The sequence below is a fragment of the Planococcus wigleyi genome, assembly GCF_014836985.1.
Taxonomy (GTDB): domain Bacteria; phylum Bacillota; class Bacilli; order Bacillales_A; family Planococcaceae; genus Planococcus; species Planococcus notacanthi.
Window position 1 is genome coordinate 150,025 of the sequence record NZ_JACSPU010000002.1, and the last position, 23,238, is coordinate 173,262.

A 23,238-nucleotide genomic window follows, 5' to 3' on the forward strand; every position below is an offset into this window, starting at 1 on the left:
ATAAAAAGAGAAGCGCCGCATTAGGCGCTTTTCGCGTAGGTTCACTCGATTTCGATCATTTTTTTCATCAGTGGCATAATCTGTTCTTTATCTTTTACTTGTTCTTCCATCCAAAGGTATTCTTGTCTCAACAGCTGTCGGATCTGCGAAGCGGCTTGTGCATGATCTGCCGGGGTCATCTTACTGGAAATCTGTTCGATTTCTGAAAAGACAGCTGCCGGCAATGAACGGCTCACTGCTTTCAAGCCTAATTGCGTCCGTTCTGGGGCGTATCGGTACAATAAGACCCGCGCCAAATGTTCCAGCACATGCGACAGCATCTTCACTGCCCACACCCCGTTTCCTCTGGCACCCGCTTTTCGGTACTGAAATAAAAACCACGCGACATCAATGACATGATCTTTATACTCGGCTGGAGTGATTTCCAGACTCTGCGATTCTGTGAATTGTTCCAGCAGGTTTTCAGGGTCATAAACGACTCTAAAGAAATCTTTTGCCGTAAATGATTCCGCTGTCACCGTAAACAGGTCGATGTGCAGCAAATTATCAAAGATCGCTATAAGCTGCGGAGCAATGATGAAAATGTCATCCTGAAAAAGCACCGGCCGGTATGCTTGAAGATGCGCGAGGCGCTCAGCCAGGAAAGCTTCTTCCTGCTCTTTTTCGACAAGGCAATACAAATCAATATCTGAATGTTCGTCGTGTTCATTTCTGCCCATGGAGCCTTTTAGGAAAACAGCTCGAACATGAGGGCTTTGTATCAAACTGGCTGTGATTTTTTCTACCGCGACTTCCTGTACAAGCATAAGAATCCCCCGATGGCTGATTTTTTTCTTATTACTATAGCATAGAAGGATAAACCTTCCAATTTGAAGAATAAAGAGAAAAAGAAACAAAGAAAGGTGAGAAATATGCGTCAAATTATTGCTATGGGCGGTGGAGGGTTCTCGATGGAACCTGATAATCCATTACTTGACCGATACATATTGAAGCAAGCCAATAAACCCTGCCCAAAAATCTGCTTTATTCCGACAGCGAGCGGAGATGCAGACAGCTATATCGGAAAGTTCTATGATTTTTTCAACCAGCAGAACTGCGTGCCAAGCCACCTGTCTTTGTTTAAACCGCCGACACGGGATTTGGAACAGTATGTACTGGACCAGGACATCATTTATGTAGGCGGCGGCAATACCAAAAACCTGTTGGTGCTCTGGAAAGAATGGGGATTGGACAAAATGTTAAGAAAAGCCTGGGAGCAGGGAATCGTCTTAGCTGGCCTCAGTGCCGGCTCGATCTGCTGGTACGAAGAAGGTGTTACGGACTCCTATGGAGATACACTCGAACCGCTCCAGGCATTGGGTTTTCTGAAAGGCAGCCATTGCCCGCATTATGACGGAGAAGCCGATAGAAGGCCGGCATACCGGCGGTTCATCACTCAAGGAATCCTGCAAGCCAGGGATTGCGGCGGATGATGGAGCGGCCATCCACTATATTGGACAAGACATCAAGCGGATTGTTAGTTCGAGACCGGCTGCTAAAGCTTATCGGGTGAATACGGACGGGGAAGAAGCGTTGGCAGTGGAGTATTTGGAACAGTAATAGACATAAAGAGAAAGTGGTGCCCTCATGAAAATCAAATTGGAAAAAGCGACTGCCTTGGATGCTCCCGCTATTCTGGCCATGCAAAAAGCGGCTTTTCTGCCGCTGTTGGAGCAGTATCAGGATCATGACACCAATCCAGTGAACGAAACACTGGAACGGGTACTCGGCAGAATCAGTGATCCTGCTTCAATTTACTATAAGATTGTCGCGAAGGAATACATGGTCGGAGCAATTCGGATCAAATGGGAGGAAGAACGCCGGTTTTGGGTCAGCCCGTTGTTTGTGGACCCTCTTTATCAAGGGCTTGGCATTGCACAGAAAGCGATGGAACAGGTGGAACTTCTGCATGCGGAAGCGGAAACTTGGGAACTGGCCACAATTTTAGAGGAGGAAGGGAATTGCCGGTTCTATGAAAAATTGGGTTACCTGGCAACTGGTGTCACCAATCAGTTAAACGATAACGCCACTCTGGATTATTTCAAAAAAACAGCAAAGGACGTAATCTAAATGAAACTGACCGCAGAGCTTTCGCGATTCAAAGTCAAACAAGGAAAAATGGAAGCAGTCGAACAATGGATGGCTTTTTTGAATGATCATATGGGCCATGTACTGCTGACACTTGATGATGAAAAGATGTTCGTCGAAACCATCTTCAAAGAAGAACGGGACGGTGAAGCCTATTTATACTGGTACTCGGTGCAGGGAGAAGGCGGAACCGAATTGGAGAACTCCAGCCACGAAGTGGATAAAAAACACATGGAGTTCTGGAATGAATGCATCGATTCTGCCTATGATTCAGTGGACATGGAGCCTCAGGTTGTCATGATTCAAGAAAAAGTAAGAGCAGCTATGGAATAGATCCGTTTGTGTGGAATTGACCGCAACTTCGTACATAAACCATGTTCCAACATCCAAGCTTCTGCTATAGTGGCAATAAGGGCGGTATCGTTGTTGAACTGCACCCGTATAAAGACACTCAACAATTGCATAGTTCTGCCTTGATCTTACATCGACAGGGACGGAGAAAACCACTGATACTTATTCTGCCCGTCTGTCCAGTTTTGGAATGGATGGGCTTTATTTCGGTTTTCCTCCCAAAAGGAGAGAAAAAAATGAAGAATACAGCCTCACTCATTAAAATGAAAGTACAAAATGAAAAAATCGCCATGCTCACCGCTTATGATTATCCGTCAGCGAAGCTTGCCGAGCAGGCTGGCGTGGATGCGATTCTGGTCGGCGATTCTCTTGGAATGGTCGTCCTGGGATACGATTCCACTGTGAAAGTGACGGTCGATGACATGATTCATCACGGCAAAGCAGCCCGTCGCGGTGCACCCGATACTTTTTTGGTGGTGGATATGCCTTTCGCTTCGTTTCATGGCAGCCTGGAACGCACACTGGATAACGCGGTCCGTATTTTCCAGGAAACCGGAGCGGAAGCGGTAAAGCTTGAAGGTGCGGATGAAGTCGTGGAGGTAGTGAAATTGCTGACACGGACCGGCATTCCGGTTGTCGCGCACCTCGGTCTGCTTCCACAGACAGCAGGGGTGCTGGGCGGCTATAAAGTACAGGGGAAAACAGCAGACGCCGCGCAAAAGCTGATCGATGATGCGCGGGCATGTGAAGCGGCAGGAGCCTGCATGCTCGTTCTCGAATGCATCCCTTACCAATTGGCGCAAAAAGTAACCGCAGCATTGATGATACCGGTAATCGGCATTGGAGCCGGCAGCGAAACAGACGGACAAGTCTTGGTTTATCACGACGTCCTGAAGTACGGAACCCATCATTTGCCGAAATTCGTGCGTTCTTACGCGGAAACCGGGGACTTGATGAAAGACGGCCTGACCCAGTACGTCGACGAAGTAAAAACCGGCGCTTTTCCTGCAGAAGAACACCGCTTTACAATGAAAGAAGAAGAACTCCAACAATTGTACGGAGGAAAAGAATAGAAACAAGAAAAGCCCGTCATCTTGAAAAAGATGACGGGTTTATTTGTGTATTTATTGCAGAACCATATACGGATTCTTACGGGAAAATAGCCATTAATAAAAATATTATTATATTAAGTATAAGTTTACTTTACTTTAATAAAGAATTGATTTATTATATTTTCTAAGAGGTGATGATCATGAAGAAAGATTTTGGGGACTCGATATCCAATAAGGTTTATGAATATCGGGTGCTTGCCAGAATGTCTCAGCAAGAATTAGCGGAAAAAGTGGGAGTTTCCAAACAAACCATCTTTGTAATGGAAAAAGGGAATTATGTCCCAACCTTGCTGTTAGCTTTCCGAATTGCCGACTTTTTTAAGGTTGATGTAAACGATGTTTTTACTTATTTAAAAGGAGATGGTCAAAATGAATGATTTTTTCGCGAATATCCATCACGCTATTTTCGATCCTTTTAGGGCTTGGGCTGAACAATCTACTGGGAATTGGAATATTCTCATCGGGATTGGGTTTTTACTGCTCATGGGCAGTCTGATTCTTCTTTATGTGTCTTATAAGAAGATGGGGGAAAGTGATGAAAGGACAAACCTGTTGTCTTTAAAGAGCTGCTACTGGATGCTGTTGGCCATCATTTTATGTGACATCATCTTTCCGAAAGAGTATATGTGGACCATCTTTTTCCTGTTTAAATATTCGTTGGCATTTTTAGCTGGCGGTATCTACCTGACTGTCCAATACAAAAGGGATTTTGCATAAAAACTATTAGACATGGATAGAGGGGAGAGGATGTGGATTGATTACATCCTCTCTTCTTTTTGTTTATGCAGAGGACTTCAGTGCTGCACTGAAGTTCTTTTTTTTTGTTTCTTAAAGGCCCTCCTTTACTAGTTTTGATTTTAATTAAAAAAATATTCATAGAACTAAAGATGGGAAAAATCTATGGAATGATAAGGGAAAGAAAATTTATTAAAAGATTTTGTAACGAAATAGATGGTGGCGGTATTAATACTAAGAACAGCAAGAAAGCGAGGGCAGTTATGAATAGGCTTAATGAAGAATACGAAAAACTTCACCCAAAAATCTATGCGTTTTTCTATGCTAAGACAGGCAATCAAGCGACGGCTCAAGACCTTTGCCACGATACCTTTTATGAAGCGTGTAAAAATATAGCGTCTTTTAATAACCATTCCACACTGTCCACGTGGATCTTCTCGATTGCGAATAACTTACTGAAAAAACATTACCGCAAAAACAAGTATCAACAAAGCTTAATGCAAAAACTCGCAGAGATGCCAGAGGCTGAAATCCATTCGCTGGAAGAGTTGGCCGAAATCCATGAAGACACAAAACTACTGTGGCACCACATTTCGAAACTGGACGATGCTTCAAGAGAAATCGTGTTGCTTCGGATATATGGAGAGCTGAGTTTCGCAGATATCGGCGTCTTAATCGGCAAATCAGAAAACTATGCGCGTGTAACATTTCACCGTTTGAAATTAAAAATTCAAAAACTGCTGGAGGTGACGTTATGAATAAGGAATGTGCGATTGTGCAAGATCTTCTGCCTTTATACGAAGAAGAGTTATTGCAGGTAGAGACCAAACAATTTATCGAAGAACATTTGAAAAGCTGCAAAGAGTGCCGCCTTATTGCGGAACAATCACAGATTCCATTGCCCGCCGAAGTAGAACCGGGAGAGCCTTCGAAAAAGATGATCCGTAAAATAACCTTACGGCTGACCACAATTCAGATTTTCTTTGTGGCGATTGCCTTTATGTTAGCGATGGGTACAACCGTTATGAATGACAATGCAGGTTTTATCCTGACCTACACTATCTTGGGAGTGGTCACGTATCTATTTTACCGGTCGGTCCTTATTGCCGTTCTGCTTGCAGGCGTGCCGAACTTCATCTGGAATTGCCTGTTGTACATGACGGATCTGCTCGGTGAGTTCTATGCGGAAAGTTTTTGGGAAGCACTTCAATTAGCGCTGTTTTCACTAACCATCCATCTAGTGTTTACGATGATCGGCATCGTCATCGGTTTCTGTATTCTTAAAATAATGGAGGAAAATTAATATGAAAAAGAAAATAATATACGGGATGATCGCGATTTTATTGATTGCTGGGGTCGTGTTCGCTTATATACAAATGAGCGGAAATCCATTTGAAAAAAATAGAGCGAAAGAGAGCTTGGAAACGTTTTTGGACCAAGCGTATCCGGACATGGACTACGAGATTAAACGGTCGGCAGACTATGGATGGACCGATGCCACTTTTCGATTTACCGTGATGGAAACGGAAGCGATAGGAGTGGAAACGGCTTATGAATACAATGTCTCTGCTATCGAACCATACGAGATTTTAGGCGACACCATCCACTTCTCCAAAATCGACAAAGAAGCTTCGAAAAAATTAAATACAGAGGCAGAGCAATACATTCTAGCGCTTCTTCAGAAAAAAGTTCCAGAAGTCGGTCGTGTGGCCACAGATGTAGAGGTTTACGACAAACAAGATGAAGAATGGACACCCCAAACGAAAACACCCAAATCAATTTTGGTTATGCTGGAAATTGAAAAAGGAGATTTGTCGAAAGAGCAAATGCTGCAACAAAGTCGGGAAATACAGAAGCAATTGAACAGTGAATCCATTGATTATTATCTAGCTGAAGTGGGATATCACAGCGTTGTTGATGGCGAAGAAATTTATGACTATACCAGCTTTACACCAGAGCAGGAATTAACGATAGACGATGTAAAGTAAAAAGATGCTAATAGGTTGAAGAATATTGAAAGAGGGGAAGCTGAAAAGCTTCTTCTCTTTTTTGCGGTTCTTCTTCAAAATAAAAAAACTTCTCTGAAATAGAGCAATTCCTCCTTTAAATGGGTATAATAAGAACAAACGTTCTTATTCAAGGGGAGTGTAGGGTATGGAGCAAAGAAGCATTACCGGCAAAACAAATGGAAGAAGACAAACGCGATGGGATGGCCTTTTCGTATCGGAACATGCTTGGAATTCCATTAATGATCCGCAGCCGATGCTCAGCGCCGATGAACAAGGAGCCATCATTGATATGCTGATAGTAGCCTGCGAAAGGCAGTGCACGGTATTTATCCAGTCCTGGCAGGACCGTCATTTCCACTATCACCGGTGCACAATTCAAAAGCTGGACCAAGAGCAATGGACCATCACCTATGAAGATGCGTTCGGCGAGCGGCGACTGCCAATCGGTATGATTACATCTATACATATGCTTGACTGAATGATAAATTCTTTAAATCTATATAAGTTGAACTAAAGAAATAACATTTTATATACCACTTCGACTCTGAGAAAAAACTCTAAAGATATGGAGTAAAACAGCGAAGAAGAGCGTACTGCTCCTGCATCGCTTCGCTGCTTCGTCGCAAAGACGTAGCCTCGCAAGCTTCGGCTACTGTCTTTCCTGCGGCTTAGCGAGACGACCGATACACCGCAGGGAGCGCAGCGGACGAGGAGGATTGGGCGCGAGCCCGCTGGCAGGCGGCACCGCGACGTCCTGTCGCGCCGGCTGCATGACCCACATCCTGTGGGCCCGAAAGCGTAGCTGTTTTACGGAATATCGGCTCCTACAAATCATTAGTTCAATTTATATAGACCTTATTAGCGTAATGAAAAGATGCAGTTAAAGTAAAACTTACAGTAAAATAAACTTGAATTCGAGGAGGAGAAAAATGCATAGAATCAGCAAACAGGAAGAAAACGAATTCCCCCTATTTACTACTCATGAAGAAGCGATAACTTTTTTTGAAGAGAAGTATGGAGAAAAGTTTGTATTTGAAGAGTCTTCAGATACCAGTGATGGATTGTGTTTCTTCTATCGGTTAATTACAGATGAAGAGGCCTATATAAAAGGGATATCAGAATTGAATTCTACTGGATATATGGGGATTGATTTTAAGAACAGCTATCAGCCGATTCGAATTATGGAGAATGGCAGTATACAAATTGATCATTGAGAAAAATATTCAATCGAAGCATTCAAAACGATTAAACTGCTACATAGAGAAAAATAGAAAGAAAAAACCGGCATCTCCTGAGAGAAGCCGGTTTTTAATATGTTATCGAACGTAAGGAGCAGGGTTGACCGCGTTTGAACGTGCACCATTCCAAGGTCCTACGTGAATTTCAAAGTGAAGGTGTGTTCCTGTAGAACGGCCTGTGTTACCCATGCCGCCCACTTGCTGGCCTTGTCCAACTGATTGTCCAACGGATACATTGATCGAGCTCATGTGGCCGTAAACGGTTGCGTGTGTCTGGCCGTTGATGGAATGTGTCAGGATGACCACGTTTCCGTATCCGCCCATATTGCCGGCGTAGGAAACCATGCCGCTTGCTGCGGCAACAATTGGTGTTCCAGGTGAGTTCGCGATATCCATTCCAAGGTGTGATTCTGCTCCGGCTCCGATGTCACGGCCGCCGAATCCAGAAGTGAAGCGTCCTGTTGAAGGAAGGATAAATGTTGAGCTGCCGGCTTTTGAAGATACCGAAGCTTGTGTAACGGTTGAAGCAGGTGCTGATGCAGAAGCTGCTGCCTGGCGTTGAGCTTCCGCTTTGCGTGCTGCGGCTTCTTTAGCCAATCGTTCCTGCTCTGCTTTTCTGGCAATTTCCGCAAGACGTGCTTGTTCTGCGCCAATTTTCTTCTCGAGGTCTGCATTGATGTTCATCGTTTTCGCATGTTCTGCTTGCAGCGATGATTTTTCGTTAGCTAAGCGTGCCTGCTCTGCTTTCAAATCTTTCTCAAGCTGAGCCTGTTCGTTTTTCTGTGCATCAAGTGAATTTTTCAAGTTGACCAATTCGGCTTTTTTAGCTTCCTGTTCCGCTAGTTTTGTTTCCACTTCCGCTTTTTGTTCAGCCAAAAGTTTTTTGTCGGCTGCTTGCTCACGCATGATTTCGCGATCTGCTTCGATTAAGATGTTGACTGCTGAAAAACGGTCAATGAAATCTACAAAGCTGTTTGCTCCAAGAAGTACATCTATGTAATCAACTGAACCTCCGCTCAACTGAATAGCACGTGCGCGTTCTTTCAAAAGCTCTTCACGTTCTGCAATTTTTCTTTCCAATTCTTCAATAGACTTTCTCAATTCATCGATTTCGATTTTGGTTTGATCGATTTCTGCTTGAGCAACGTCGATTTTGGTTTGTGTTTCGATGATTTGGTTATCTAACTCGCGGATTTTTGCGATGATTTTTTCGAGTGTGGATTGGTTTTGGGAGATTTCGTTGGTTTTCTGTTGAATCCCGGAGTTCAATTCACTTTGTTTCTGTTGAATTTCTTGTTGCTTTTTCTCTAAATCACTTAGTTTATCAGCGCTTGCAGTTGGTAAGAACATGGTTAGCGCCAGTAAAGCCGATAATGCGATCATCAGACATTTAGCTAATGGTTTCAAACTCTTGTGCTCCTTTCGATTTCCGTGGCTATTTATAATTATCGTGAAAAATTATTATGAGTCGATTGATTTTTCTTGGCGGTTGCCAAATGAAAAATCCAGCAGACCCATTGTAACACCACATAAACGTCTTTATTATTACAGTTTCTTATCATTTTGACTGCTAAAATGACAAAGTGTCTGATAAAGGGCGCCAAAACAATGATTTTTAATATAAATATGACATTTTGGTGAAATATTAATTGAAGGCGATAAAACTTTGGTGATTATTTGCTTTTTTTGGTAGTAGATTTACTGGAGGAAGGAAGTAGCGGAAGGTAAAGTAGGAAAAAAGAACATAAAAAAACCTTTCCCTTATTATCTTTTAGGGAAAGGTTGCTGTTTAGTTTTCAGTAAATAAGTCTTCCTGGTCTCTGCGGACAACCAATACGTCGCATTTTGCTGTGCGGACAATTCGTTCGGAGACACTGCCCATGATAAAGCGTTCAGCTGCGTTCAGACCAGTAGCGCCACAAATGATGACATCGACATTCAATTTAGGAGCCAACTCTTTAGGGATGGCAACTTTAGGGACACCGTATTCAATGATGACGTTTACATTTTCAACACCTGCTGCTTCTGCTTCTTGCTTGTACTTGGAGAGCAATTCCTCAGAATTTTTCATCGTGCGATCAGCAATTGTGCGGTCATAGGCTTCAATTGAACCGAACGACCGGTTGTCGATAATATGTGCCAAGTGCAAAGTTGCATTGTTGCGGACCGCTGCGGCCGCCCCTTTTTTAAAAGCTAATTCTGATTCTTTGGAACCGTCTACCGCTACCAGTATGTTGGAATATTTTAAAGTCATTTAGCATTCCTCCTCAATCTCTATACTAGGAACTTCTCTACCGGAGAATAAAGTTCCTTCTTATTTGATATATTCTTTTGGCAACAAGTGTCGGAATGATGAATTTGTACCTTTCTAGAAAGAAATTCATGGTAAAATCATTTTAATAGGAATGATTGTATAACGGGAAGGCGGTTGCACTTTGAAAACGGGTACCGGGAACGCAGAGGCATTGATGGATATGAAAGAGTTATTGTCTGTACGCCATCAAGTTAAGGAATTAAAGAAAGACAATTATTTGTTTCGTGAAGGTGATGCCATCGGCGGTGTTTACATCATCCGGTCCGGTAAAATCCAAATTGAAAAAGTGACGCCGAACGGCCGTGAACTTACGTTGAAAATTTGTGGTCCAGGGCAGCTTGTTGGAGAAGTGACCCTTTTTTCTGATAGGCCCAAATACATGCTGGATGCACGTGCGGTCGAAGATGCAGTATGCCTGCATATTTCAATTGATGATCTGGAAGAGGCCTTGTTATCGAACGCCCGATTGTCTGTCGCTTTTATGAAATGGATGGGAATCGATCAGCAGAAAACCCAGACGAAATTCCGTGATTTAATGCTTCATGGCAAAAAAGGGGCACTGTATTCAACCTTGATCAGGCTTTCCAATAGCTATGGGGTGAAAAAAGAGAATGGTGTGTTGATTGATCTCGTATTGACCAATCAGGATCTTGCTAATTTCTGTGGAATGACACGGGAAGTGGTGAACCGGATGCTGGCTGAGTTGAAAAAACGCGGCGTTCTGACATTGAGTGAAGGAAAAATACTGCTTCATGACATTCAGCATTTAAAGGAAGAAACCAATTGTGAAGACTGTCCAATTTATTTATGCAAAATCGATTAACAGGAGAACTTGCCCATTGGGCAGGTTCTTTTTTTGTCTAAAATTTGTCATTTCATTAAAAAAAGGCCTTAAGTGTGAGAAATGTCACAGTGCTGGAGAAGCCGATAGAATAGGCTGAAAGTAAGAACAAAACGCGTAAGAGGTGAGAGGAAATGGGTCAAGAGAACCGGGAGCCGGAGACCAATCTGAAAGGTACATTAGTCAGTGTTTTTGTAGTGGGGCTGATCATTATTGTCATGTGGGTCGCCGTTTATTTATTGTATGTAGCCCGTTAAGGCGGAACGAGAGGAGAAGACTAAAATGCATCTTCATAAATATGAAAAAATTTGGCTGGTGTTCGGTATTGCATCGCTGATTGTATTTTTAAGCGTTGTTGGGGTGAGCGCATTTTCACAGGACCATACCCCTGCAGGAGGAATGGAAACAATCGATCCCAAAAAAGTAAGTGAAACGGCACCTTTTGATAATCCGGGAGTCACGCAATTGGACGACGATACATACCAGGCGACGATTGTGGCTATGGCATTCGGATATCAGGCACCGGAATTGAAAGTTCCGGTTGGAAAAGAAATTATTTTTAAAGTAACCAGTACCGATGTAGTCCACAGTCTGACGATTGATAATACAAAAGTCAATATGATGGTCGTTCCAGGCCGGATCACGACAAAATCCTACACGTTTGAAGAACCGGGCACATATTTGATTCTTTGCAATGAATACTGTGGAACGGGCCACCATATGATGTATACAGAGATAGAGGTGTATGAACAATGATTGCTGTGCAAGATCGAAAAATTGCTTTATGGAATATCGGCGTGGCGTATACCGCCTTTTTAATCGGCACCTTATGTGGGCTGCTGCAAGTTTTTATCCGCAATGACGCGCTTCAATTACCGGCTTGGCTGGACTATTACCAAATTCTGACCGCACACGGCGTTTTACTCGCACTTGTATTTACGACATTTTTTATTTTCGGCTTCTTTATTACCGGTATGAGCAAGAGCCTTGGAAGTTTCGGTCCGAAAGTCCGTTTGTTTTCGTGGATCGGCTTTTGGGTGACCTTGCTTGGAACAGTTATGGCAACAGCGATGATCGTGGCCGGAGAAGCTTCAGTGCTGTACACCTTTTATGCACCGCTGAAGGCAAGTGGCTTTTATTATGTAGGTCTTGCTTTGGTGATTATCGGTACGTGGATCAGCAGTTTTGCGCTGGTCGGACATTACAGAGTATGGCGGAAAAATAATAAAGGGCAGTTGAGCCCACTTTTCGCTTTCATGACCATCACGACCATCATCATGTGGATCATTGCATGTCTGGGCGTCGTGGCAACGGTCCTTTTCCAATACATCCCTTGGGCATTCGGCTGGACCGATACCATTGATGTAGAACTCAGCCGCACCTTGTTCTGGTTTTTTGGCCACCCATTGGTGTATTTCTGGCTGCTGCCGGCATACATGGCCTGGTACGTTATCGTACCGAAAATCCTGGGTGTAAAAGTATTCAGTGATTCATTGGCACGTCTGTCTTTTGTTCTTTTCATCCTGTTTTCCATTCCTGTCGGTTTCCATCACCAGCTGACAGAACCGGGGATTTCGAACTTCTGGAAATTCCTGCAGGTGGTCTTGACGTTTATGGTCATCGTACCTTCCTTGATGACGGCATTCTCGATGTTCGCGACATTTGAAATTGCCGGACGCAAAAATGGCGGGAAAGGCCTGTTTGGCTGGTTTACAAAATTGCCTTGGAAAGATATCCGCTTCACTTCTATTTTCATTGCCATGGCGTTCTTTATCCCCGGTGGAGCTGGGGGAATCATTAACGCAAGTTTCCAATTGAATGAAGTGGTCCACAATACCTTATGGATTGTCGGGCATTTTCATATCACTGTCGGCACTCCGGTAGCGATGACGTTCATGGGCTTGACGTTCTGGCTGATTCCATATTTAACAGGCAGAAAATTCACCAAATCCATGAAAGTGCTTGGGCTTGTCCAAATCATTACTTGGTCGTTCGGCATGCTGCTGATGTCAACAGCGCAGCATCTGCTGGGCCTTCTCGGAGCGCCAAGAAGAACCGCTTATTCCGGCTACAACGATCACCCCGCTGCATTGGAATGGTTTGACGGAATTCTGACCAACCATGTGACGATGGCCATCGGCGGCAGCATCTTGTTCGTTTCGGCAATGATTCTGATTTATATCGTCGTCATGACGATGTTCCTTTCGCCTAAAGCGGTGGAACCGAAAGACATCGTAGATTTCCCGCTGGCGGAAAGCGACATGTCCCGTACCCCGAAATGGCTTGAAAACTGGTGGATTTGGATCGGGCTTGCACTGGCACTCATTGTCATCGCCTATGCGATTCCAATTAGCCAGATGATCCACCATGCACCACCAGGTTCAGAAGGATTCAAAACGTGGTAGGAGTTGAAGGATAATGTTCACAATGGTGCTCTCGTTAATGGTTGTTTTTATCGCATTCACTGCGATGCTGGTCGAAATCTCTTCCATTGAAGATTAAATGGGAAGCTAAGCGGGGGAATTTGATGTAAAGACGCCCTGCAGCTACAGTTTTCACCTTTTTAAAGAAAAGATATAGATAAAATGTAGTGAAGGAGTGCTTTGCCAGGTGGGCAAAGCGCTCTTTTCTGGTTTCACGCTAGTCGTCCAAGTTTATTTGGCAAGGGGTAGAAATTGTATTGTTTCGAAATGTTCTATATATTGGAAGGAAAAGAACAGGAAGTTGAGGCCTCTTTTATGACGATGATTGAATGGATTTTTACAGCAATAAGCTTGTTTTGGCTCAGTGAATTTCTGATTTTCCGAAATCGCGGCATCGGCCAAGGTGACCCATTGGAAAAACGGACATTCTTCACCATCTTTGCAGTTTTGATCGCGACCATTCTTATCGCGGCGGTTTTGCAGGAATTGATGGCGTTCGAGACGATAGCTAGGATCAGTCAAGCAGTGGGAGTTATTTTGCTGGCTTCAGGGGTTTTCCTGCGGTTTTGGGGAATCGTCCATTTGAAATCACAATTCACACGTTACGTGACCGTTCGTGAAGGTGATGAAATCGTCAGCACCGGACCTTACCGAAAACTTCGCCACCCGCTTTACACCGGGTTGTTGTTCATTACTCTCGGAATGGCCTTGTTTTTCACCAGTGCAATTGCTGCCGTTCTTGGTGGCCTGGCAATGGTATGGGCTTTGCTGAAGCGAATAAACTATGAAGAGCAGCTGCTGATTGAGAAGTTCGGACCGGATTATCAGCAATGGATGAAAAAGCGTGCACGCTTGATTCCTTTTATTTATTAGAATCGATCTTTCCCAAAAGACTTTATTCGCCAGGACGGTGAATAAAGTCTTTTTTCGTGTGAGCATATGTATTTACATCGCGTACGATTCAGTTTAAAGTAGATCGTGTAAGATATATATGGACGGAGGAAAACACATAATGAAAACACTATTCGAAACAACAATGATCAATACAGGCGGAAGAGACGGTGCGGTTTATTCACCGGACAATATTTTTTATTTGGATGTAGCAAAACCACAGGCTCTTGGAGGTTCAGCAACAACGGCAACAAATCCGGAACAGCTATTTGCTGCAGGTTACAGCGCATGCTTCAACAGTGCATTGGAATTGGTGCTGGAAGCTGGTAAAGTGGAAATTGAAAAGAGTGAAGTAACAGCAACTGTTGCCTTGATTGGGGATAAAGACAACGGCGGCGTTAAACTGGCGGTGAAACTTGTCGTCGACATCACAGGCATCGATGAAGAATTGAAACACGAATACGTAGAGAAAGCGCATCAGTATTGCCCATATTCCAAAGCAATCAAAGGATCTGTGGATGTGGAAATCAGCGTTCTATAATAATTAGCATAGGTGAGATGCAAATGGAAAAACCAACGAAACTCGAACAACAATTGTGCTTCGAAGTCTATAAAGCCTCCAGCAATTTTTCAAAAATGTATGCAAAAGCGTTGGAGCCTTTCAATCTGACGTTTCCACAGTATCTGGTGCTTCTTGTCTTGTGGGAAGAAGACGGACTGTTGACTAAAAATATCGGTGAACGGCTGGGGCTTGGCACCGGAACTTTGAATCCGATCATCAATCGTATGATCGAACAGGGGCGGTTGGTTAAAGAACAATCCCAATCAGATAAACGTGCATTTACGATTTCATTGACGGAAAAAGCCAAAAGCGAACAGGCGGCAGTCGAACAGGCTGTCCTCGACAAACTCATCAGCTGTGACTTTATGGGAGTCAACGCCATCACCTTGATGAAAAACTTGAAAGAGCTGAATGCTTCTTTCAAAACCATGGATTTGTAATAGAAGAATGAATAAGGAGAGATGCCGCATGAATATTTACGATATTGCCGTACCAAAGCCGAACGGGGAAGAATACCACTTAAGCCAATACAAAGGCAAAGCCATGCTGATAGTCAACACAGCGACAAAATGCGGTTTGAGAGATCAATTCGACAGTTTGGAAAAAATGTACGAAGAATACAAGGAACAGGGATTAGTGGTTCTAGGCTTTCCGTCTGATCAATTCGGCCAGGAAAAAGGCAGTGGAGCAGAAGCACAGGAAGCTTGCCGCATGACGTACGGCGTTACTTTCCCTATGCACGACCTGGTCAAAGTTAACGGCAAAGAGGCACATCCACTGTTCAACTATTTGACCACTAACACAAAAGGATTTTTATCAAGCGCCATCAAGTGGAACTTCACAAAATTCCTGATTGATCAAAATGGCAATATCGTTTCACGGTTCTCTCCAAAAGATAAACCCGAATCATTTGAAAAAGACATTCAGAAAGTACTTGGCAAGTAAGGGCAGGAGAGCGAGCGAAACCTCAAACACAGAGGTTTTGCTCTTTTTTTATGGTTTGATGTGACAGCGCGTCGCTTCCCGGTGGACATGTGACACAGTGTCATGTTAAGCTTGCTTTACGAAATGTGACACGGTGTCATTCGAAGATTATAAGCAATAAATAAGTGAACGTTATGAAAAAAGGGGACGACGAGATGGAAGCCGGTTTTACCGATGATCTACGGAAGATGAAGGGCTTAAAAAAAGAGATGATGCGATTTATGATGGGCTATAAATTCGCTCTGGAAGAAATCAATACAAAAATCAGTATACTGCAACAGGAATTCCACTATATTCATGACTATAACCCGATCGAAAATGTCAGTTCCCGTTTGAAATCTCCTGAAAGCATCATGAAAAAAGCCGGCAAAAAAGGAGTCGGCCTTTCTTTAGTGAATATTAAAGAAAATGTTAGAGACATTGCGGGTGTTCGAATCACTTGTTCATTTGAAGCTGATATCTACCGATTAAGCGCCATGCTGCAGAACCAGGATGATTTGAAGGTTCTTGAAGTGAAGGATTATATCCAGAATCCCAAGCCGAATGGTTACCGCAGTTTGCATTTATTGCTGGTGGTGCCGATTTTTATGTCGGACCGTGTAGAAGAGATTTGCGTGGAAGTACAGATTCGTACCATCGCCATGGATTTCTGGGCAAGCCTTGAACACAAAATCTACTATAAATACAACAAAGAAGTGCCCGCTGACATTATCCTTGAACTGAAGGAAGCAGCGGATTCTGCGACCGAATTGGACCGGAAAATGGAAAAGATCCAATTGCGGATGAACAGGCTCAAGGATCAGGTGAGTGCTGACGAAGATTTCTCTGAAATCTTGATTGATAAAGAACGTTTTCATTTGCCGAATAACTTTATCCTAAGTGGACCTGATAGCACAGACCGATTGAGAGGAAGAGAAAAGTGCCAAAACTGACCTTTTATAATTTGCCAAAAGAAAAACAACAGCTATTGATCGAAGCGGCACAGCAGGAATTTTCGAATGCCTCTTTGTCTGAAGTCTCCATAGCCAATATCGTCAAAACAGCCGGAATTTCCCGTGGAAGTTTCTATCAATATTTTGAAGGAAAAGAAGATTTGTACTTCTACTTGTTGAATCGCTATACTGCCAGGCGCAAACGGCTCTTTAAGGCGACGCTGGAAAAAAACAGCGGAGATTTATTCCAGACGATCAGGGAGTTTTATATTTCCACTGTGAACGAAGATGAGCTTCTAGACTTTAAACGGAATGTCCTATTGAATATGACAGAACAAGTCGAAACAAAATTCATCAAAATCGTCAATGAAGAAGAGTCTGAAGAGGAATTCAACACAATCAGCAGACTTATGGATGTGGACAAGCTGAATGTGTCAGGGAATAAGGAATTGTACCATTTGCTGAAAATCCTTATGACCGTAACTATCAGAAATTGGATCGAACATTTCGCCAGAAACTTGGCTGTGGAAGAGTCGATTGCAAACTATGAACTGGAACTGGAGCTATTGAAAAAAGGGCTTGCCCGTTCGTAAACGAACATTTCTGTTTCACTCTGAGCCTTGATGTGATAAGCTGTACATCATCGTAGCAGTAATGGAGTGATTATAATGAGCAAAGCAAAAGCAAAAGCGAAAAGCGGTACAGGCCAGGGAACCGGCAAAAAAGGATGGACGCGCTGGAAAGCAGGAGCCAATAAAGCCAATAGTTTTAAGCCTTACACCAGCAAAACCAATAAAAAAGCCGACGAACCAAAAACAGAGAAAGAAATAGCTTCTCAATGGGTCGATGCATAAATAGCAAGGTAAAGGTTGTCCAAATGGGCAACCTTTTTTTTGCCCTTTATTCCTTTTTGAAAAAACCCTTTACTCCGCGAGTAATGGGTTTTCTGCAGGTCCTTCTATTTCTTTGGCAACGGGTTGTTGGATGGAAGCTTCTTTTTTCGGCGGGTCTGCCAGCAAAGCTGCCACGATACCGAAAATCGGGAAAATCATCAATGCCCAGAGGATTTCGGTATAGCCGCCGAATAAATCGAAAGCGATGCCGAGCGGCAACGGACCGAGCGCAGATCCCGTGACGACCATCGCCATCGAGATGCCGCTGATGCTGCCGATGTGCTTACGGCCGAAATAATTGGGCCAGACAACAGCCATGACAATCCGTTCGATTCCCATGCTGACGCCCCAGACCAATCCGAAGACCATGGCAGTCGCCAAAAAATCAGCTTTCTGCAGAAGAAATAACGACACTAGCTCGCCTGCAAATACCAGTGTCAGCATATACTGGACTTTTACTTTTTCCAGCAGAATTCCTGTGATGAAAGTGACTGGCAAGCCGATCAATGCCGTTAAACTTAAAATGCCGGCTGCAGTTTCAAGAGACAGGGACTTTTCAGCGAAAATGGAGACCAGGTGGAAGGTCAAACCGGTATTGACGATGCCCGGGATGGCTGCACATAGCAGCAACAGCCAGAAAGCACGGGTTTTTGAAGCTTCTTTCACTGACCAACTGACTTCTTTTATGAGTTTCTTTTCAGGCTCCGCCTTAAGCGCAGCGCCGTTATCCGGCAGCAAGCCCATTTCTTCAGGAGAGTTTTGAATGAGGAAAAGAGCAAGCGGCGTAAAGCAAACAATGATGATGATTCCTAAAATCAGCCATGAACTGCGCCAGCCGAATGACTCGATCAGCCAAACGTTCAGCAGGGGAAAAGCGGCAGAACTGACTAAGCCGCCGATTGCGGCAATGCTGATGGCGCGGCCCCGTTTTTTGACAAACCATTGCGGAATGAGTGAGCTTGATATAAGTGCCATAGAGCCTTGGCCCAACAAGCGAATAAAAAAGAAGCCGATAAACAGCATGACGAGACTTGTTACGAAGCTGTTGAAAAAGCAGGCGACGGCAAGGGCGACGGATACGGCAACGGCCATTTTACGTGAGCCGTTTCGGTCAATCAGGCGCCCGACGAAAAACAACAGGAATCCTGCCGTCAATGTCGCAGCCGAGTAGATACCGGAAACCGTGGAACGGCTCCAGCCAAAATCTTCTATATAATAATCAATAAAAATTGAATTCGAATAAGTTTGTCCGGGACCAGAGAAAAATTGAGACAAGGCCGCGATCGCGATAATGACCCAGCCGTAGTGAAAAGCGTTTCCTGTTACTTGTTTCATCGTGCATCTCCAATAACTCTAACCTTAAGGTAGCGTATTTCCAAAAACGGCATCTAAAAATATGTTAAAATCACAGCTTATTATCATAACATAATATTTTTCCTTTACAAGATTTGAAATAGAACTGTAAAGAAAAGAATCATTCAGAAATCTTGAGGCTTTTGCCGCGACTGAAAGTTTTTCTGAAAAAGTGTAGAATAGAGGAACTGGCAGTTTCTTAGTCAAAAGGAGTGAAAGAAAATGCTAAATGCAGTACCTGAAAGACCCTTAGGCATTAAAGAAAAAGAAGAAATTTACCAACAAATCACGGAGTATTCCGATGAAACAACCATTATTCATTCGAATCAGAAAGTCTTATATATAAATCAGCCCGGATCGGAATTCTTCAAAGCCGATAAGGATACGCTTATCGGTGCAAACATCGTGGATGTGTTTACGGATGATTACAAAGAATTCATTGCGAAACGCATCCGTACAGGCATGGAGGATCGCACCATTGGAGAATTGGTTGAGACTACTGTTAAGCGTTTTGATGGAACTCAAGCCGATGTCGAACTGTATTGCTACCCGGTCCAATATGGAGAAACGGTCGCAATCCAGTCCACTATCCGCGACATTACGACGCAGAAGAAAACTGAACGAGATCTAATGCAATTAAAAAATGAGATATCAACTCCCATCGTGCCGATTATTGATGGCTTGGCAGTTTTGCCGCTCGTAGGTTCAGTAGATGGGGATCGCAGCCATCTGCTTCTTGATATCATTCCGCAAAAAATTCAAGGAGAAAATCTGCATTGCCTTATTATTGACGTGTCCGGCATCTACAATATTGATAATGTCGTGGCAGAATTTCTTTATAGAATCGACCACATTATGCGCTTGCTCGGAATCAAACTGATTTTCACGGGAATCCGTCCCGAACTCGCATTAAAAGCGATTGAAGCGCGTGTGGACTTTAGCCAATTGACGACGATGGGCACGGTGAAACAAGCCTTGAAGCGTTATTTGACGGCTGACTGAAACTTTGACTTAACGGCAGGAATGAAGAAGTTCTTGTCAAAGGCAACAAAGTGATTTATAGTGTATGAATACAAGATTTAGTGATTGGTTAAAATTATTCACTATATATAGTAGAACCGATAACGAAGGTGCCTGAAAAGGCTTAATAGGGAATCCGGTGAAATTCCGGAGCTGTTCCCGCAACTGTAAGTGCTGACGAGCTATCGCAATCCACTGTCTAATGGACGGGAAGGAGATGGCAGAGGATGACGCACAAGCCAGGAGACCTGCCATCGTTATAGTTTATGATCTTCTCCGGGAGCTGGGAAGGATAACGAAGGTATTCTGTGTGGGCAGCTGTTTTTTGCTGCTTCCATCCGATATTCTGCGTATCTAACCCCATCCTCCCTGAGAGGATGGGGTTTTTTCTTGTATATCAGAGATGGAGGAATGGATACTCATGACAAAACCATTAGCAGCAGGGGTGGCCAGAACCATTCAGACACGATTGGTCCTACCCCCGGACACCAACCACATGGGGACCATATTCGGCGGCACCGTATTGGCGTACATAGATGAAATCGCCGCCATTACAGCCATGAGGCATAGCGGAAAAGCAGTTGTGACCGCTTCGATCGATACGGTGAATTTCCTATCTTCGGCAAAAGTTGGGGATATCCTTATTTTAGAGGGAGTGGTGATCTCAACAGGCAGAACATCTATGGAAGTGTATGTTAAAGCTGAATGCCAACAAATCGAAACAGGCACAAGGAGTTTGACGACTACGGCCATTTTGACGATGGTGGCAGTCGACAGCGAAGGCAAGCCGACACCAGTGACTGGCGTGATTCCCGAAACACCCGCTGAGGAAAAATTATTCAAAAGTGCACAGGAACGGAAACTGCGCCGTATGAAAGTAAATGAAACCGCAAAGGAGTTGTGCTGACATGAATACAAAGACTGAGATAACCGAAATGGACGCAGTGGAAAAGGCCCTTCAACGGGCAGCAGAGGTATACGGGCTGGAAACGCGAGAACTATTGGAGCGGACAGCGAACTTAGCTGAGCAGGCAAAAGGAGAGCAATCCTTGCTGTATGCGTTGAACCGCATCACGATGGACGAGCCTGATTGGACGTACACCGCAGCAGAACTGTATGCCGGCGAATTATACAAAAAAGCTGGAGAAAGCCGCAATTTTCCCGCTTCCCAGAAGTATGGCGACTTCTATCTCCTTATTGAAGAGCTGACAGGAATCGGCATTTATTCGGGAGAGCTTCTTGCGGCTTATTCGCAAGAGGAAATCATCTTATTGGGTGAGGAAATCGAACCTGAACGGGATCTCTTGTTCAACTACATCGGCTTGTTCCTGTTGGCTGACCGCTACTTAGCGAAAGACTATGAAGGAAGATTATTTGAGCTTCCGCAGGAGCGTTTTCTTGTCATTGCGATGACGTTGATGCAAAACGAACCAAAAGAGCATCGCCTCGAGTTGGTGAAAGAAGCATACTGGGCAATGAGCCAGCTGTATATGACAGTAGCCACGCCGACTTTATCGAATGCCGGTAAAAGTTTCGGACAATTGTCCTCCTGTTTTATTGATACTGTCGATGATTCACTGGACGGCATCTATCTGAACAACTGGGATATCGCACGCCTCAGCAAAGACGGCGGTGGCATCGGGATCTATTACGGGAAAGTTCGGGCTTTAGGATCGGATATCAAAAAATTCAAAGGCAATTCTTCAGGAGTTGTGCCATGGATCCGTTTGGTCAACGATACAGCGGTCAGTGTCGATCAGCTCGGACAGCGCCAAGGTGCAGTGGCGATTTATTTGGATGTCTTCCACAAAGACATCATGAACGGATTCCTGGATTTGAAAACCAATAATGGCGACGAGCGCCGTAAAGCGCACGATATTTTCACCGGCGTGTCGATTCCGGACCTGTTTATGGAGCGGCTGCAGGAAAAAGACGAAAACGGCCGCAGCATCGGCGAATGGCATACGTTCTGTCCGCACCAGATTAAGCAAGTGATGGGCTGGACAGATGAAAACGGCAATGCGCTTGGACTTGAAGATTTTTACGATGAAACCGGTGAAAAATACTTCAGCGACAAATACCAGGAAGCTGTGGACCATCCGCTATTGCCGCGTAAAACTTACCGTGCAATGGAGATCATGGCGCGCATCATGGTTTCCCAGTTGGAAACCGGCACACCGTATATGTTCTACCGGGACGAAGTGAACCGCCAGAATCCGAACAAGCACACAAGAGGCAGAGGGCTGACATCGATCTACTGTAGTAATTTGTGTACGGAAATTATGCAAAATATGTCAGCTACTACCATTATGAAAGAATATACCGATGAAGACGGCAACCTTGTCATGGTCCGCAAACCGGGTGATTTCGTTGTCTGCAATTTGTCTTCCATCAACTTGCCGAGAGCGGTCAAGGCGGACGTGTTGGAGCGGGTGATACGGGTTCAGGTGCGCATGCTGGATAACGTCATCGACCTAAATACGATTTCCGTCGGACAGGCCGATGCCACGAATAAAAAATATCGCGCCATTGAGTATCCAGTGGCTTAAGGGGGTAACCCTTTAAGAAAACCCTGTTAAACGGGGAAACTCTCAGACGAGACAATCCCGTGCTAAATTATCTCAATTGAATCTAAAGGAAAGGAGGACAAAATAATGAAGGGAATTTATTCGATTTTAAATAACGTAACGGGTAAGTATTATATCGGAGAAACTGTAAATTTAAATAGGCGGAAAATTTGTCACTTTTCTGAACTAAGAAAAAATAGACACAAAAACGATCACCTTCAAAAAAGTTTTAATAAGTACGGAGAAGAAGCTTTTGTTTTCACTGTAATAGAAGAAAATGAAAAGTTCACCCAAGAAGAACTTTATACTCTTGAGGCATATTATGTCATGAAATATAACAGTTTTGCTCACGGATATAACTTAACTTTAGGTGGTACAGGAACAAAAGGTCGGCTATTTTCTGAAGCAGAGCGAAGACTCAAATCAGAAAAAATGACAGGAAGTGGAAACCATTTTTATGGGAGAAGCCACTCTGAGGAAGTTAAAAAGCTACTCTCAGAAAAAGCTTCTTTAAAAACAGGAGAAAAAAATTCTTTTTTCAGGAGAACTCATGTAAGTAACTGGAAAGAAATAAGAAGGCAGCTGTATAAAGAAAAAAGTATAAGCGGATGGGTTTCAAGTAATAAAGGAGTTCCTAAGCCTAAGTTGGCTGTGGAAAGTATGAAAAAAAATATGCCTCATAGAAAAGAAATCTTAGTTGATGGAATTTGCTATCTAAGCATATCTGAATGTGCAAAATTAACCGAGATTAAGCGTACTACTATCCGAGCTAGACTAAAAAACGATAATTTCCCAAATTATTTATATAAAACAGTTGAGGTATAAAAGCCTAACGACTATCGAAACCACTCCTCATAGGAGATAAGGGAGTAGAGTACACTATAAG

The 23,238-nt window shown here is 43.7% G+C and carries 27 protein-coding genes, 3 pseudogenes and 1 riboswitch; of the genes and pseudogenes, 26 read left to right on the forward strand and 4 right to left on the reverse strand.

What is annotated here, in order from left to right:
• Nucleotides 1-41: 41 nt before the first annotated feature.
• Nucleotides 42-806, reverse strand: coding sequence for a nucleotidyltransferase domain-containing protein (locus H9630_RS06210; protein WP_191714645.1), 765 nt, complete (start codon nt 804-806; stop codon nt 42-44).
• 105 nt (nt 807-911) lie between these two features.
• Between H9630_RS06210 and H9630_RS06215 the strand changes: the two are divergent.
• From H9630_RS06215 to H9630_RS06265, 11 genes and pseudogenes are all read left to right on the forward strand, one after another.
• A pseudogene (locus H9630_RS06215) lies at nt 912-1,599 on the forward strand (Type 1 glutamine amidotransferase-like domain-containing protein).
• 27 nt (nt 1,600-1,626) lie between these two features.
• A complete protein-coding gene (locus H9630_RS06220) occupies nt 1,627-2,109 on the forward strand; it encodes a GNAT family N-acetyltransferase (protein ID WP_191714646.1) in 483 nt (160 codons plus the stop codon).
• 6 nt (nt 2,110-2,115) lie between these two features.
• Nucleotides 2,116-2,460 (forward strand): DUF6176 family protein, encoded by a 345-nt coding sequence (locus H9630_RS06225; RefSeq protein WP_191715069.1) that lies wholly within the window; start codon nt 2,116-2,118, stop codon nt 2,458-2,460.
• A gap of 254 nt (nt 2,461-2,714) precedes the next feature.
• Nucleotides 2,715-3,551 carry a 3-methyl-2-oxobutanoate hydroxymethyltransferase gene (panB, locus tag H9630_RS06230; RefSeq protein WP_191714647.1) on the forward strand — a complete coding sequence of 279 codons (837 nt, stop codon included), beginning with the start codon at nt 2,715-2,717 and terminating at the stop codon, nt 3,549-3,551.
• A 179-nt stretch (nt 3,552-3,730) separates the two neighbouring features.
• Nucleotides 3,731-3,967: a helix-turn-helix transcriptional regulator gene (locus tag H9630_RS06235; protein WP_191714648.1), complete on the forward strand. Its 237-nt coding sequence runs from the start codon at nt 3,731-3,733 to the stop codon at nt 3,965-3,967.
• On the forward strand, nt 3,960-4,307 hold the full coding sequence (locus H9630_RS06240) for a DUF2178 domain-containing protein (protein ID WP_191714649.1): 348 nt from the start codon (nt 3,960-3,962) through the stop codon (nt 4,305-4,307). Before H9630_RS06235 ends, H9630_RS06240 begins: the two co-directional genes overlap by 8 nt.
• Nucleotides 4,308-4,411: 104 nt before the next feature.
• Nucleotides 4,412-5,083 (forward strand): RNA polymerase sigma factor, encoded by a 672-nt coding sequence (locus tag H9630_RS06245; protein WP_191714650.1) that lies wholly within the window; start codon nt 4,412-4,414, stop codon nt 5,081-5,083.
• The gene (locus H9630_RS06250) at nt 5,080-5,628 is read left to right on the forward strand and encodes a zf-HC2 domain-containing protein (RefSeq protein ID WP_191714651.1); all 549 of its coding nucleotides are present in this window, start codon (nt 5,080-5,082) and stop codon (nt 5,626-5,628) included. Before H9630_RS06245 ends, H9630_RS06250 begins: the two co-directional genes overlap by 4 nt.
• A 1-nt stretch (nt 5,629) precedes the next feature.
• Nucleotides 5,630-6,313, forward strand: coding sequence for a YfjL-like protein (locus H9630_RS06255; protein WP_191714652.1), 684 nt, complete (start codon nt 5,630-5,632; stop codon nt 6,311-6,313).
• Nucleotides 6,314-6,479: 166 nt separating this feature from the next.
• On the forward strand, nt 6,480-6,812 hold the full coding sequence (locus H9630_RS06260) for a YolD-like family protein (protein WP_191714653.1): 333 nt from the start codon (nt 6,480-6,482) through the stop codon (nt 6,810-6,812).
• Nucleotides 6,813-7,263: 451 nt separating this feature from the next.
• Complete coding sequence (locus H9630_RS06265) at nt 7,264-7,548, forward strand: hypothetical protein (protein WP_191714654.1); 285 nt, start codon at nt 7,264-7,266, stop codon at nt 7,546-7,548.
• Between the two features lie 102 nt (nt 7,549-7,650).
• Here the strand turns inward: H9630_RS06265 and H9630_RS06270 are convergent, their stop codons facing one another.
• Together H9630_RS06270 and H9630_RS06275 are read right to left on the reverse strand one after the other, a co-directional pair.
• Complete coding sequence (locus tag H9630_RS06270) at nt 7,651-8,955, reverse strand: murein hydrolase activator EnvC family protein (RefSeq protein WP_404825529.1); 1,305 nt, start codon at nt 8,953-8,955, stop codon at nt 7,651-7,653.
• Between the two features lie 406 nt (nt 8,956-9,361).
• Nucleotides 9,362-9,826 (reverse strand): universal stress protein, encoded by a 465-nt coding sequence (locus H9630_RS06275; protein WP_191714656.1) that lies wholly within the window; start codon nt 9,824-9,826, stop codon nt 9,362-9,364.
• 214 nt (nt 9,827-10,040) lie between these two features.
• Here H9630_RS06275 and H9630_RS06280 point away from each other — a divergent pair, with 214 nt between their 5' ends.
• From H9630_RS06280 to H9630_RS06330, 11 genes and pseudogenes are all read left to right on the forward strand, one after another.
• Nucleotides 10,041-10,709: a Crp/Fnr family transcriptional regulator gene (locus H9630_RS06280; protein WP_191715070.1), complete on the forward strand. Its 669-nt coding sequence runs from the start codon at nt 10,041-10,043 to the stop codon at nt 10,707-10,709.
• A gap of 152 nt (nt 10,710-10,861) precedes the next feature.
• Nucleotides 10,862-10,984 (forward strand): cytochrome C oxidase subunit II, encoded by a 123-nt coding sequence (locus H9630_RS06285; protein ID WP_191714657.1) that lies wholly within the window; start codon nt 10,862-10,864, stop codon nt 10,982-10,984.
• 25 nt (nt 10,985-11,009) lie between these two features.
• Complete coding sequence (locus tag H9630_RS06290; protein ID WP_191714658.1) at nt 11,010-11,483, forward strand: cytochrome c oxidase subunit II; 474 nt, start codon at nt 11,010-11,012, stop codon at nt 11,481-11,483.
• A complete protein-coding gene (locus H9630_RS06295) occupies nt 11,480-13,132 on the forward strand; it encodes a b(o/a)3-type cytochrome-c oxidase subunit 1 (RefSeq protein WP_191714659.1) in 1,653 nt (550 codons plus the stop codon). Before H9630_RS06290 ends, H9630_RS06295 begins: the two co-directional genes overlap by 4 nt.
• 270 nt (nt 13,133-13,402) lie before the next feature.
• A complete protein-coding gene (locus tag H9630_RS06300; protein ID WP_225218415.1) occupies nt 13,403-14,023 on the forward strand; it encodes a methyltransferase family protein in 621 nt (206 codons plus the stop codon).
• A 139-nt stretch (nt 14,024-14,162) separates the two neighbouring features.
• Nucleotides 14,163-14,582 (forward strand): organic hydroperoxide resistance protein, encoded by a 420-nt coding sequence (locus H9630_RS06305; protein WP_191714660.1) that lies wholly within the window; start codon nt 14,163-14,165, stop codon nt 14,580-14,582.
• A 23-nt stretch (nt 14,583-14,605) separates the two neighbouring features.
• Nucleotides 14,606-15,043 carry a MarR family winged helix-turn-helix transcriptional regulator gene (locus tag H9630_RS06310; RefSeq protein WP_191714661.1) on the forward strand — a complete coding sequence of 146 codons (438 nt, stop codon included), beginning with the start codon at nt 14,606-14,608 and terminating at the stop codon, nt 15,041-15,043.
• Nucleotides 15,044-15,071: 28 nt separating this feature from the next.
• The gene (locus tag H9630_RS06315; RefSeq protein WP_191714662.1) at nt 15,072-15,548 is read left to right on the forward strand and encodes a glutathione peroxidase; all 477 of its coding nucleotides are present in this window, start codon (nt 15,072-15,074) and stop codon (nt 15,546-15,548) included.
• Between the two features lie 194 nt (nt 15,549-15,742).
• The gene (locus tag H9630_RS06320) at nt 15,743-16,519 is read left to right on the forward strand and encodes a GTP pyrophosphokinase (RefSeq protein WP_191714663.1); all 777 of its coding nucleotides are present in this window, start codon (nt 15,743-15,745) and stop codon (nt 16,517-16,519) included.
• A complete protein-coding gene (locus tag H9630_RS06325) occupies nt 16,507-17,112 on the forward strand; it encodes a TetR/AcrR family transcriptional regulator (protein WP_191714664.1) in 606 nt (201 codons plus the stop codon). Before H9630_RS06320 ends, H9630_RS06325 begins: the two co-directional genes overlap by 13 nt.
• Before the next feature lie 75 nt (nt 17,113-17,187).
• Nucleotides 17,188-17,319, forward strand: a pseudogene (locus H9630_RS06330) (DUF3934 family protein); the annotation flags it as partial.
• Between the two features lie 123 nt (nt 17,320-17,442).
• On the opposite strand, the gene H9630_RS06335 reads toward H9630_RS06330, so the two are convergent.
• Nucleotides 17,443-18,747: an MFS transporter gene (locus H9630_RS06335; protein ID WP_191714666.1), complete on the reverse strand. Its 1,305-nt coding sequence runs from the start codon at nt 18,745-18,747 to the stop codon at nt 17,443-17,445.
• A 240-nt stretch (nt 18,748-18,987) separates the two neighbouring features.
• On the opposite strand from H9630_RS06335, the gene H9630_RS06340 reads away from it, so the two are divergent.
• The 4 genes and pseudogenes from H9630_RS06340 (at nt 18,988) to H9630_RS06355 (ending at nt 23,177) form a co-directional block, all read left to right on the forward strand.
• Nucleotides 18,988-19,767 carry a PAS domain S-box protein gene (locus H9630_RS06340; protein WP_191714667.1) on the forward strand — a complete coding sequence of 260 codons (780 nt, stop codon included), beginning with the start codon at nt 18,988-18,990 and terminating at the stop codon, nt 19,765-19,767.
• Nucleotides 19,768-19,876: 109 nt separating this feature from the next.
• Nucleotides 19,877-20,055, forward strand: a riboswitch (cobalamin riboswitch).
• A gap of 151 nt (nt 20,056-20,206) precedes the next feature.
• Nucleotides 20,207-20,692, forward strand: a complete 486-nt coding sequence (locus H9630_RS06345) for an acyl-CoA thioesterase (protein ID WP_191714668.1) — start codon at nt 20,207-20,209, stop codon at nt 20,690-20,692.
• Between the two features lies 1 nt (nt 20,693).
• Nucleotides 20,694-22,316: pseudogene (locus tag H9630_RS06350) on the forward strand (ribonucleotide reductase N-terminal alpha domain-containing protein); the annotation flags it as partial.
• Between the two features lie 123 nt (nt 22,317-22,439).
• A complete protein-coding gene (locus H9630_RS06355; protein WP_191714669.1) occupies nt 22,440-23,177 on the forward strand; it encodes a GIY-YIG nuclease family protein in 738 nt (245 codons plus the stop codon).
• Nucleotides 23,178-23,238: the final 61 nt, after the last annotated feature.